Source organism: Salegentibacter salinarum (assembly GCF_900168115.1).
GTDB classification, from domain to species: domain Bacteria; phylum Bacteroidota; class Bacteroidia; order Flavobacteriales; family Flavobacteriaceae; genus Salegentibacter; species Salegentibacter salinarum.
In genome coordinates, this window is record NZ_FUZC01000007.1 from 215,814 (window position 1) to 228,588 (window position 12,775).

Here is a 12,775-nt window from a genome sequence, read left to right on the forward strand (position 1 = left end):
AAAACTTCTTTTTGTTATGGCTCGAAAAAAGATGAATTTCCTCGACAAATATCTCACATTATGGATTTTCCTGGCAATGTTTATTGGGGTGGCCATTGGGTATTATGCTCCCGAAAGCGCCGGAATTATAGATTCTTACAGTGTTGGCACTACCAATATTCCCATTGCTGTTGGTTTAATTTTAATGATGTATCCGCCGCTGGCGAAAGTGAATTATAAATATTTGCCCAAGATTTTTAAAAATGTAAAAATCCTTAGCGTATCCTTATTGCTTAACTGGATCATCGGGCCAATTTTAATGTTTTTCCTTGCCATAATATTTCTCCAGGATCATCCCGAATATATGGTAGGCCTTATTTTAATTGGTCTTGCTCGTTGTATCGCTATGGTTTTAGTATGGAACGATCTTGCGGAAGGCAGCAGCGAATATGGAGCCGGTTTGGTAGCTTTAAACAGTATTTTTCAGGTGTTTTTCTATAGTTTTTATGCATGGATTTTTATTAGTGTATTACCTCCATATTTTGGTTTTGAAGGTGCTATCGTAGATATTTCTATAGGTACAATTGCCGAAAGCGTTGCTATTTACCTGGGAATTCCTTTCCTGGCCGGATATTTAAGTCGGTTTTTCTTGGTTAGGGCCAAAGGAGAAACCTGGTATAGAGAAAACTTTCTTCCGGCAATCTCACCGCTTACCCTTATTGCGCTGTTATTTACAATTTTAGTAATGTTCAGTTTAAAAGGCGAAACTATTGTAGAAATTCCAATAGATGTGGTTTTAATAGCAATTCCGCTGGTAGTTTATTTCATTTTAATGTTTTTTATTAGCTTTTTTGTTTCCAAATTCTTTGGTGCCGGGTACAGGCAAAATGCTTCTATCTCTTTCACCGCTACCGGGAATAATTTTGAACTCGCCATTGCGGTTGCTATTGCTGTCTTCGGAATTGATAGTGGCCAGGCATTTGCCGGCGTGATTGGGCCTTTAGTAGAAGTACCGGTGTTAATTGGTTTGGTAAGCGTAGCATTTTGGTTAAAACATAAATATTATCCTAAAGAAAAATTAGTATAATGGCTGAAGTTTATGATGTAATAATAATTGGTGGTGGTCAAAGCGGTCTCGCTTGTGCGTATTACCTCAGAAGAACGGGGCTCAATTATTTAGTTCTTGATGAGCAGGAAACCTGTGGCGGCGCCTGGTTACAAACCTGGGATTCGTTAAGGCTTTTTTCCCCTGCCGATCATTCTTCGCTTCCGGGTTGGTTAATGCCGAAAAATGAAAACGGATTTCCGCCAAAAGATCACGTGATAAATTATTTATGCAAATATGAAGAGCGATATGAAATTCCGGTAAAACGTCCGGTAAAAGTTGAAAACGTTGAAAAAGAATCAGGGGTTTTCAAGATTAAAACTTCTGCAGGAGAATTTTCAGCAAAGGCTGTGATATCCGCAACCGGTACCTGGAAAGCCCCCTTTACCCCTAAAATACAAGGAATAGATATTTTCCGCGGAAAACAAATTCATTCAGCTCATTATAAAAATGCAAATAATGTTGAAGGTAAAAATGTACTTATTATAGGTGAGGGGAATTCTGGTGCACAAATTTTAGCTGAAGTCTCAAAAGTAGCTAAAACAAGCTGGGCTACTTTAAACGCCCCCGAGTATTTACCCGATAATGTTGACGGACGTGTACTTTTTAACGTAGCTACCGCAAAGTATAAAGCCGAAAAAGAAGGAAAAAAATTTAATCCTGCACAATACAGTCTGGGAAATATTGTGATGGTTCCAACCGTGAAAGATGCCCGGGAAAGGGGAGTGCTTCAATCTAACGGAAGTTTTATAGAGTTTACTGAAACCGGTGTGATCTGGGAAAACGGGACCAAAGAAGATTTTGATGCCGTTATCTGGTGTACGGGTTTTCATTATGCCACGAGTCATTTGAATAAAATTGTGGAGCCGGATTCTAAAGGTAAGATCAAAACAGCTGGAACTAAAGCTGATAATATTGACGGACTTTGGTTAGTAGGTTATGGTGGCTGGACAGGTTATGCTTCAGCAACCTTAATTGGAGTAGGGAGGAGTGCTCGAGAAACAGTAAAAGAAATTACTGAATTTCTAAAAGAGTGAGTCAATTTTGTTTTAATAGTTTATTTTCTAAAAAAATTAAGAGGTATAGCTCCTAAATATTGATATATGTTAGGCACTGCCGTTAAAGGCGTACTAAAAATCTAAAATTATTGGTTTCCATCTTTTCATTCCTATAGTTTTGATTAAAACCTAAAAAAATTAGATATGAGTATTAAAGGAAAAACTATAATTATAACCGGCGCTTCCAGCGGAATTGGAGAAGCTACTGCTAAAAAATTATCTCAAGAAGGCGCAAATGTAGTATTAAGTGCGCGCCGTGAAGATAGATTGAAATCTTTAAAAGATGAAATTGAAAAGAACGGCGGTAGGACTCTTGTGATTCCGGGAGATGTTACCAAAAAAGAAGACTTTAAAAAGATTGTTTCTTCGACTTTAGAAGAATTTGGAAGTATTGACGGGATAATAAATAATGCCGGTTTAATGCCTCTTTCTTACGTTAAAAATCTCCACGTAGAGGAATGGGATAAAATGATAGACGTAAATATTAAAGGTGTAACCAATGGAGTTTCCGCGGTATTGCCAACTATGATGGAACAAAAAAGCGGACATATAATTAATATTTCTTCCAGTGCAGCACATAAATATTATCCTGGCGGCGCGGTTTACTGTGCTACCAAAGCAGCCGTAAAAATGTTTACCGAAGGTTTAAGAGCAGAATTAGCTCCTAATTACGGAATTAACGTAACTTCTATAGATCCCGGTTTTGTATCTACAGAATTAACAGATACAATTACCGACGACGAAATTAAAAAGGATATGGAGCCCATGTTTAAGGAACTAACTCCTTTACAGGCTGAAGATATTGCTGATGCGATCTTCTATTCTTTAAGTCAGCCGAAAAGAGCGAACATCAATGATGTTTATATTATGCCCACAGACCAAGAACAATAAGTGTAATTGGAAATAAGTAGAAAGAGGTTGCCTGAAAAGTTTTTTTACTCGTCATCCTGAATTTATTTCAGGATTTAAAAATGTTGATATCAAAACATCTTAGAAGCTGAAACAAGTTCAGCTTTACGGCTAGACTTTTCAGCCAATCTCTTTTTTTGTTTATCCATTCCTGGTTATGCTCAAAATTCAAATTAAAAAATGTCACGTTGAGCGCAGTAGAGACTTTTTTATTGACCCTTTCACTGCGCTCCGAATGACAAAAAAAGGAAAGTATTCTTTTTTAAATGAAATCGCATATATATTCACTTAAACTTTCACAACCATTTTTCCGGTATTTTTTCCTTCAAAAAGGTCTAAAAAAGCCTGCGGGGTTTCATCAAAACCTTTTACAATTGTTTCGTCGTATTTTAATTTTCCTTCATTTAACCAACCGGCGAGTTCTTTTATAGAACTTTCAAATTCATCAAAGTGATTTCTTACCAAAAAGCCTTGCATTAGTGCGCTTTTCTTAATTAAAATTCCTTCCAGTCTTGGGCCGGTAGGCATTTCTTTTTCATTATAAATAGAAATCGCACCACAATTAATAATTCGTGCAAATTGGTTAATATTCATCATTACCGCATCCAGAATTTCACCTCCAACGTTATCAAAATAAACATCAACACCATCCGGGCAGTTTTCTGCGATAGCTTTTTTCATATTTTCGGTAGTTTTATAATTGATACCAGCATCATAACCGAACTTCTCTTTAATATGATCTATTTTATCATCGGTTCCCGCAATTCCAATTACTTTGCAGCCTTTAATTTTCCCGATTTGTCCTGCCACGCTCCCTACGGCACCGGCGGCACCTGAAACTACCAGGGTTTCACCTTTTTCGGGTTTTCCAATATGTTTAAGCGCTAAGTGTGCGGTTAAGCCGGTTAAACCTAAAATGCCAAGATAGGCACTGGGTTTTGCCAGATTTGTGTCAATTTTATTTAAATTTTCACCGCTATGGGTTTGAAAAAGTTCCCATTTCAACATTCCACTTACAAAATCTCCCTTTTTAAAATTTTTGTTGTTGCTTTCAATAACTTCGGTAACTAACATAGATTCTATGGGTTCATTCAACTCAAATGGCGGGATATAAGATTCTTCATCGCGCATTCTTCCGCGTAAATAGGGATCTACCGAAATATATTTGGTTTCTAGTAAAATCTCTCCATCTTTAGGAGAAGGCTTTTCAATTTCGTTGATTTCAAAATCTGAAAGGGAAGGCTTTCCCTTTGGACGGTTCTTTAAAAGTATACTCTTATTCATTTTTAAACCATTTAATTATTTTAATACTGAAATTCTCAAACCGGTAATCCGGTCTTCAAAAATTTTACTTATCGAGTAAATTACTGCTAAGAAAGTAGCCCTGCAACTCACGAATATTAATTTAAACTTAAAATCATCCTTCCTACCTAGCATTATTGATAAATATTCTGAATCCTGTTGCTTTTAGCTCACGGGGGTATTCATTCTCGTTATATGGCAAATGTTATCATTTCTTAAAGTATTGGTTGATACTCTATAATACACCGTAACTTTGCCTCGATAAATGCATAAGATTTGCCCAACATTATACTTACTTACTGGCAGGAATTCCTGAAATATATTAGAAGCACCGATTTCTCTAAGGCTATGGTGCTCACTTTTGCTATAGGTTCGCCCGTGGGGGTTTTTATCTGGCTGGGTAATTTTGAAATTGGTGTTGCTCTGGCAATGGGTGCACTGTTAAGTTCGCCTAGTGATATTCCTGGTAGTTTTAGACATAGGAATATAGGGGTGATTCTCGCAGCTTTGCTGGCAGGAATTGTTTCTATTATTATGGGTTATGCCTCCGCTTATCTCTGGCTGGTTTTGCCACTTTTAGGAATCTTAATGTTTGGGATTGCATATCTGGCGGTTTATGGTTTTAGGGCATCACTTGTGGCTTTTGCCGGTTTGTTTGCTATTGTACTAAGTTTTGCAAATATTTCTACTGAAATTCTTCCCTGGGAACGCGGTTTGCTCATCGTTGGAGGTGGTTTGTGGTATTTACTTTTAAGCAATATCTGGAATTTTCTAAATCCTAAACACCATACCGAACAGCTTTTAGCCGAATGTCTTGAACTCACTGCAAAATATTTAAAGACAAGGGCACATTTACTCACCGAAACCGCCGAAAGGGAAAAGCTTCAGAAAGAATTATTTATACTCCAAACCGATCTTAATGAGAAGCACGAAAGTCTGCGGAATATTCTTATAAATTCAAGACGCGCTTCGGGAAATTCGAATTACGCCCGAAAGCGCCTACTTATTTTCATTGAATTAGTAGATATTTTAGAGCTGGCAATGGCCAATCCTGTAGACTATAATAAAATGGATGAAGTTTTACAGGAAGACCGGGAATTGCTGGAACGTTTCAAGAAATTGATTAAAAAAATCGCATCTCAGCTCGATGAAATATCTGTGGTTATTGAGAAGAAAAAGAAATCTACCACCAAGGAGATTCGGCAATATTTAAAGGCTGTAGAAGAAAATTTCAAGGAAGTACGGGTGCTTATTTCTTTAGAAAATAATGAGAAAACATTTTTACTTCAGAATTTATTCGATTATTTAGAAAAGCAGGGTCAGAAGATAAATACTATCGTGAGGGTTTTACATAATTTAGATACCCGCGAGCCAGTTTTACTGAAGAATAAAGAAGTTTCCCAATTTATTACTCCGCAGGATTACGATCCTAAAATGCTTATTGAAAACTTCAATTTTGGCTCTCCAATTTTTAAGCATTCCTTAAGGCTGGCTATTGTAATTCTGGTTGGATTCAGCATAGGATTATACTTTTCGTTTGAAAATGCTTACTGGATAATTCTCACTATTGTGGTAATTATGCGTCCTAATTACGGACTTACAAAAGACCGTTCTAAACAGCGGATTGTGGGAACCTTGATTGGTGCGGTAATAGCCCTGGGAATTGTTTTTATAACAAAAAACCAGGTAGTTTATGGGATTCTTGGGCTGTTTTCACTCACTCTTGCTTTTTCTCTAATTCAACGAAACTACCGTACCGCTGCCGTTTTTATTACTTTGAGTATTGTTTTTATTTATTCGCTTTTAAAGCCAGATGTTTTTAATGTAATTCAATTTAGGGTTATAGACACGGTATTGGGTGCCGGCCTAGCTGCCCTGGGAAATTTTGTTTTATGGCCGGCCTGGGAATCACAGCATATTAAAAATGTGATTAAAGAAAGTATTGGCGCCAACAAAAAATACCTGGAAGAAATTGATAGGTTTTATCATAAAAAAGGAACTTTACCAACATCTTATAAACTTTCGAGAAAAAAGGCATTTTTAGAAATGGGGAATTTAAGTGCATCTTTTCAACGAATGACGCAGGAGCCAAAATACAAGCAGAAAGAATTGGCACAGCTTTATAAAATTGTAGGTTTAAATCAAACTTTTCTTTCGGCGCTGGCTTCGCTGGGGACTTTTATTCAGAATCATAAAACTACAGCTGCTTCTAAGAATTTCGATGTTTTTGTTTCTCATATTTGTACTAATTTAGAAAATGCAATAAAGGGATTAGCGGAGGAGGAGACTTTAAAAGATTTTGATGCTGCCCGCACAGAAAAAGCAGCTTCTGCTTTATTAAAAACCTATAAGGAATTACTCGCAGAAAGGGAAAATCAGTTAAAAGAAGATCCGGATAAAGACCAAAAAGATGTGCAATTAAGGTTACAGGAAGCGCAATTGGTAAGTAGCCAGGTGCAGTGGTTATTAGAAATTTCAGAAAACCTTCAAAAAACCATAGCGAAAACAAAATTCAGCTAAATGAGTAAACGCCAATTAAAAAAATACCTTCAGGAATTAGATAAAGAACAGCTGGAAGAGCAAATTGTAGATCTTTACGAACGCTTTAAACCGGTAAAGATTTTTTACGATTTTGTGTTTAATCCGCGGGAAGAAGAATTAATTCGAAAAGCCAAATTAAAGATCTCTAAAGAGTATTTTCCTGAAACCAGGCGCAAACCAAAAGCCCGTAGATCTATTGCGCAAAAGGAAATTAAGCATTTTCAGCAACTTGGGGTAGAACCACATTTAACTGCAGATTTAATGCTTTTTAATATCGAAATTGCCCAAACTTTTGCTGAGGAAAAAAGCAATTTAAAGGAGGCTTTTTGTAAAAGTATCTTCAAATCTTATGAAGAAGTCGTAAAATTTATTTTGAAGGAAGGCGTACTACCCGATTTTAAAAATAGAATTCTGAAAATAGCTGCAGAAGCCGAAAATCAAAGCTGGCCAAACGCTTACAGGTTTGAAAAAATTGAAATGCAATTTCAGGAAGCGCCGTAATTGTGTACATTTGGGAATATGAAACCAGCATGATGCTGGAATCTAACAGTAGCATAATACCAGAAATAGATTTAAGCCAGGGATTTTTGCTATGGGATTCACCTTATATTTAATGAAAGTTTTCTTTCTTTTTTGTTTTCTTATAATATGCACTTCAGGTTTTGCCCAGTTAGGCTTTTGTGAAGGGAGCAAGGGAGATCCTATTTTTTACGAAGATTTTGAAACCGTCTCGCAATTACCTACCGGCACTACCAATTATACCTATGTTGACCAAGATCCACATGATGGGGAATATACACTTTCCAGTCAAATAGGTGGTGTAATCACTTCCTGGCATTCAAGTTTGCCCAACGGCACCGTTTCCAATCGGGACGCTTTAATTGTAAATGCTTCTTTTAGTTCAGGCCGATTTTACCGAACAGAGATTAGTGGACTTTGCGAAAATACCACCTATGAATTTTCTGCTTACTTAATCAATATTTACAATCGTTCAAGCACGGTATGTCCAGATGGTGGAATTCCCATAAATGTACGTTTTGAAATCTGGGATGAGAATGATGAGAACTTATTAAAAGAAGGAAATACTGGGAATATTCCCTCGAAAAGCAGTCCGGAATGGGAGCAATACGCGCTAACTTTTCAAACCGAAGTAGGGCAGGATGCTGTAATTCTAAAAATGTTTAATAATGGTGATGGTGGCTGCGGAAACGATCTTGCCATAGACGATATAATTTTTAGATCTTGCGGTGATTTAACTACGGTTACTGCTGAAAATGACGAAAAGAAAATAGATGTTTGTGCTGAAGAAACACCTGTAAACCTTAGGCTGGAAGCGACTCCAGATAATACGGTATATAACACGCACGCATACCAGTGGCAGGAAAGTAACAATAACCAAACCTGGACAAATATTCCCGGCGAAAATAATGAAATTTATAACACTCCGCCTTTAAATAATTCCCGGTACTACAGGGTGAAAGTGGCTGAAGATCCTGTGAATTTAAACGCAAATCTTTGCAGTTCTGTTTCAGAAATTTTTACGGTGAATATTTTACAAACTCCCTCGCCACCACATAGTGCGGGTAATATTAGTATCTGCAGTCATGAAGAAATTCCAACTTTAAATGTTGAAGTTGAAGAAAATGAAGTCGCAAATTGGTATGATGAAAATAGCAATTTACTGGCGCAAAATACCAGTTCTTATCTGCCGGAATCACCCGGAACTTATTATGTTGAAGCGATAAACGAAGGCTTAGAATGTACTCCAAGTGCTAAAACAGCGATTGAATTTACTATCAATGAAACCCCTCAGGTTGAAGATGAAGTTTTACAAATTTGTGCTGGTGCCAGCCTGATCCTTGAAGCCGGTTTATCCGCACTTTCGTATGAATGGTCCACCGGGGAAAATTCTTACCAAATTGAAATAACTTCCGAAGGAAATTACAGCGTAGTTCTTACTACTGCCGAAGGATGTTCTGCAACTAAAAACTTTGAAATTAACCGGGTAGATATTGCTGAAATTGAAACGGTAACTTCAGATGAAGAAAATATTGTGATTACTTCGGCGAATGAAGGTGATTTTGAATATTCTATAGATGGCACCAATTTTCAATCTTCAAACATTTTTACCATGGTTCCCGGCGGAATTTATACGATTTATATGCGTGATCTTTCGTCCTGTAACACCGTAGTGCAAAAGTTTCCTCATATTGTAATTCCAAAGTTTATAACCCCCAATGGTGATGGTTATAATGATAATTTCAGCATTGACGGCCTCGAATATTTTCCTTCTTCAGAAATTAGAATTTTTGATCGCTATGGAAAGTTACTAAAAGCCGAAGATGGTAAAACTTTTAACTGGAACGGAACTTTAGATGGGCGCTCCCTTCCGTCAGATGATTATTGGTATCATATTAAAATTGAAGGTTTTAAAACGCTAAAAGGTTCTTTCAGTTTAAAGCGGTGAGGCTGTTTTAGAAATATTTTTTATTCGCTGTGAGTTAATGCTAATCAATAGCATTGCTGCAAATAAAACCAGGATAATGGTACTAAAATCAAATCCGCCATCAATCATAAAACCAACTAATAAAGGGCCTAAAGCGGTACTAATAACCATAAACATAGTAAAAACACTTCGTATGGCTCCCATTTTTTCAGTGCCGTAGATTTCAGCAATTAACGAGGTTTTTACCGTTCCGGCCATCCCACCGGTAATTCCGGCAGTAATCAAGAATAGAAGTGCTCCAATAATACTATCCATTAAAGCGAAGGGAATTAATCCCAAAGTCATTGGAACCAGGTAGATCCTAAACAATTTTTTCGCTGTAAATTTATCAACCCAGGTGCCGCCAACCAGGGAAAATATAAACCTGGAAACTGCATAAACAGTGAAAAATGTAGCATAGAGTTGCGGAGACCAGCCTTTGTTTTCCACAAACACGTATTGATAAAAGAAAATAGCAGTGTTTGTAAAACTCAAAATAAAGCTGGCGGGCATCATAATCCCAAAACGTTTATCGGCTACTACGCTTTTGTAATCTTTTAAAAGCGACCAGGTAGAAGGTTTTCCTTCGGTAGAAAGTTGTTGGTCAAAAGCTATTAAATTTGTGAATTTTAGACGAATTAAATAGAGTAGGAGGGCAATACCACTAATAATTGCAGCCATTCTCCAGTCAAAAAAAGCGATTATTGAAGTGATTATAATAGGAAAAACTGCTTCTCCCATGGAATATCCTAGGGAAGAAATGCTAAGTGCTTTTCCGCGGTTTTTATCAAAATACTTGGAAATTATAGTCATACTTATATGACTCATTAATCCCTGCCCGCATAATCTAAGTCCGATTAAAGCCAAAAAGAGTATAGCAATATGATAAGAAAGTCCTAGCAGAATACTGGAAAGTCCCAGGCTTAGCACGGTAAAAGCGGTTACTTTTTTTACCGGTTTATGGTCTACAGTATGACCAACACTAAGCATTATTACTGAAGCCGCTACGGTACAACCGGCATAAATAGCACCAAATGTACCTTCAGTGATAGAGAATGCTTTTACAATTTCTGGAACATATAATGAAATTAGAAAAGTTTGTCCAAAACTGGATAGAAATGTAAGAAGCCACCCAAAACTGACTTTCCTATAATTTTCTCGTAAAAAGTAGAAATAATCTTTCAAACTGTTTTTTTTTCAATTTTTGAAAGTTGCAAAGGTAAGGCTACGAGGGAACAATAGATAAAAGTATGTGTTTTAATTCCTTTAAATATAAAAGCCACCCTTTTGAGGTGGCCTGATTCTTTTTTCTAATAAATTAAACCTAATTATTTTTTAGGTTTTTCTTCTCTGGCGGGTTGCTTTTTTGATGCCTGTGGTTTTTTAGGCTCCTTCTTTGCATCGTCCTTTTTGTGATTTCCTTGCTGTGCCATTTTATTTATATTTATTGATTAATAGAATAAAGATATGCTTATAATAAACTGGTTAGTAGATAATTATGAAAATATTAACTAGAAGAATATTTAATACCCCGGAAATTAAATAGGTGTATTGAAAGCATTTATGGCAATTTGAATGCAATTTGACTGGCTATTGTTTACATTTGAAAAAATCAAAGATTATCATTCTAAAATTATAGTTTTAAATGAGCCAGAATGAGGTTATAAAGCAGATAAAAGCACAAAAGAAACTACCGAATTTAAAATTCAGTATAAAAGAGAAAACAGAGGCTTTTACAAATAACCTCTTTTACACGTTGTTTGATGAAGAAACACCGGTAGAAGAGAATATTATAAAACTGGGTAAAGATTTTGAAGAACTGGCAGATCTTGTTTGCTGGGAACCGAAAACTCCCTGCCGGGATATTTGGCAGGAATATTTAGATAGATTACCGGGAATTCTTGAGAAACTCAATAAAGATGCAAGGGCTATTTCAGAGAACGATCCTGCTGCAAACTCGCTGGAAGAGGTAATTCTTTCTTATCCCGGTTTTTTCGCCATTGCAATTTATCGTTTTAGCCACGAGTTCTATAAATTCGGACTTCCTTTGGTTCCACGTTTAATGACGGAGTGTGCCCACGGACTTACGGGAACCGATATTAATCCCGGGGCGCAAATAGGAACTCCATTTTTTATAGACCATGCTACTGGTGTGGTGATTGGGGAAACTGCAGTAATTGAAGATAATGTAAAGATTTACCAGGGAGTTACCCTCGGCGCCCTTTTTGTAGATCGTAACCTGAAGGATGTAAAAAGGCATCCTACCATAGAAAAAAATGTGACTATTTACGCAAATGCCACTATTCTTGGGGGTGAGACAGTAATAGGAGCCAATAGTATAATTGGAGGAAATGTTTGGTTAACCGCATCGGTACCTAAAGATTCTATGGTTTCCCATACGCCTCAAATCAATATTAAAAAGACGAGTAAATAATGAACGATTCTATATTAGATCTAATAGGAAATACGCCTCTGGTAAAAGCGCAAACCTTGGTTAAAAACCCAAAGGTTATGCTTTATTTTAAGCTAGAAGGTCAAAATCCCGGAGGTAGTGTAAAAGACCGGGCTGCTTATAATATGATTAAAAGCGCATTGGACCGGGGAGATATTACTAAGGAAACAAAGCTTATTGAAGCAACCAGCGGAAATACTGGAATTGCCCTGGCAATGATTGCCGGAATATTTAAACTGGATATAGAACTGGTTATGCCTGAAAACTCTACTATTGAAAGGGTACAAACTATGCGCGCCTACGGGGCTAAAGTTACCCTTACCGATGCAGATGTTGGGATTGAAGGAGCACGTGATCATGCGGAAGAAAAAATGGCCGGGGGCGATTATTTTATGATTAACCAGTTTAGTAATAACGATAACTGGCAGGCACATTATAATACTACGGGACCGGAAATATGGAACGATACCAAACATAAAATCACCCACTTTGTTTCTTCAATGGGAACTACTGGAACTATTATGGGAACCTCTGCCTATTTAAAAGAAAAAAATAAAGACATACAAATTGTGGGAGTTCAACCTACCGATGATTCCCGTATCCCCGGAATTAGAAAATGGCCTGAAGCTTATTTACCTAAGATCTTTAAGCCTGAGAGAGTAGATCGCATTTTGGAAGTAAGTGAGGATGAAGCCGTGGCAATGACTAAAAAACTCGCCGTAGAAGAAGGAGTTTTTGGCGGAATGAGCAGTGGCGGTGCTGCAGCTGCAGCTGTAAGATTATGTAATGAGCTGGAAGAGGGGATTGTGGTAAGTATAGTTTGCGATCGCGGAGATAGGTATTTGTCTTCCAATATTTTCGATTAAAAAAATACTCCGGAAATGGTTTCAGCACATTCGGAGCTCTTGCTTTGGCATCAGCTGCGCCTAATGCAGTTCTTATAT

10 protein-coding genes are annotated in these 12,775 nt (G+C 37.1%); 8 read left to right on the forward strand and 2 right to left on the reverse strand.

The genetic code is table 11. The annotated features are described in order from the left end of the window. Window positions 1-16: 16 nt before the first annotated feature. From arsB to B5X53_RS10660, 3 genes are all read left to right on the forward strand, one after another. Window positions 17-1,066 carry an ACR3 family arsenite efflux transporter gene (gene arsB / locus B5X53_RS10650; RefSeq protein ID WP_079713212.1) on the forward strand — a complete coding sequence of 350 codons (1,050 nt, stop codon included), beginning with the start codon at window positions 17-19 and terminating at the stop codon, window positions 1,064-1,066. Continuing rightward, window positions 1,066-2,121, forward strand: a complete 1,056-nt coding sequence (locus tag B5X53_RS10655; protein ID WP_079713213.1) for an ArsO family NAD(P)H-dependent flavin-containing monooxygenase — start codon at window positions 1,066-1,068, stop codon at window positions 2,119-2,121. Before arsB ends, B5X53_RS10655 begins: the two co-directional genes overlap by 1 nt. Window positions 2,122-2,286: 165 nt before the next feature. After that, window positions 2,287-3,033 (forward strand): SDR family oxidoreductase, encoded by a 747-nt coding sequence (locus B5X53_RS10660; protein WP_079713214.1) that lies wholly within the window; start codon window positions 2,287-2,289, stop codon window positions 3,031-3,033. 306 nt (window positions 3,034-3,339) lie between these two features. On the opposite strand, the gene B5X53_RS10665 is transcribed toward B5X53_RS10660, so the two are convergent. Beyond that, entirely contained in the window at window positions 3,340-4,335 is a 996-nt protein-coding gene (locus B5X53_RS10665; RefSeq protein WP_079713215.1) for an NADP-dependent oxidoreductase, read from the reverse strand. A 294-nt stretch (window positions 4,336-4,629) separates the two neighbouring features. On the opposite strand from B5X53_RS10665, the gene B5X53_RS10670 reads away from it, so the two are divergent. The 3 genes from B5X53_RS10670 to B5X53_RS10680 all read left to right on the forward strand — a co-directional run bounded on the left by B5X53_RS10670 (window position 4,630) and on the right by B5X53_RS10680 (window position 9,361). Further along, on the forward strand, window positions 4,630-6,873 hold the full coding sequence (locus tag B5X53_RS10670; protein WP_232764164.1) for an FUSC family protein: 2,244 nt from the start codon (window positions 4,630-4,632) through the stop codon (window positions 6,871-6,873). Beyond that, the gene (locus B5X53_RS10675) at window positions 6,874-7,395 is read left to right on the forward strand and encodes a DUF6155 family protein (RefSeq protein WP_079713216.1); all 522 of its coding nucleotides are present in this window, start codon (window positions 6,874-6,876) and stop codon (window positions 7,393-7,395) included. Window positions 7,396-7,507: 112 nt separating this feature from the next. Further along, entirely contained in the window at window positions 7,508-9,361 is a 1,854-nt protein-coding gene (locus tag B5X53_RS10680) for a T9SS type B sorting domain-containing protein (protein WP_079713217.1), read from the forward strand. On the opposite strand, the gene B5X53_RS10685 is transcribed toward B5X53_RS10680, so the two are convergent. Continuing rightward, entirely contained in the window at window positions 9,350-10,564 is a 1,215-nt protein-coding gene (locus B5X53_RS10685) for an MFS transporter (protein ID WP_079713218.1), read from the reverse strand. The genes B5X53_RS10680 and B5X53_RS10685 overlap by 12 nt on opposite strands. Window positions 10,565-11,024: 460 nt before the next feature. On the opposite strand from B5X53_RS10685, the gene epsC reads away from it, so the two are divergent. Together epsC and cysM are read left to right on the forward strand one after the other, a co-directional pair. Beyond that, the gene (epsC, locus tag B5X53_RS10690; protein ID WP_079713219.1) at window positions 11,025-11,813 is read left to right on the forward strand and encodes a serine O-acetyltransferase EpsC; all 789 of its coding nucleotides are present in this window, start codon (window positions 11,025-11,027) and stop codon (window positions 11,811-11,813) included. Then, window positions 11,813-12,697 carry a cysteine synthase CysM gene (gene cysM, locus B5X53_RS10695; protein ID WP_079713220.1) on the forward strand — a complete coding sequence of 295 codons (885 nt, stop codon included), beginning with the start codon at window positions 11,813-11,815 and terminating at the stop codon, window positions 12,695-12,697. The genes epsC and cysM overlap by 1 nt, the downstream gene beginning before the upstream one ends. Window positions 12,698-12,775: the final 78 nt, after the last annotated feature.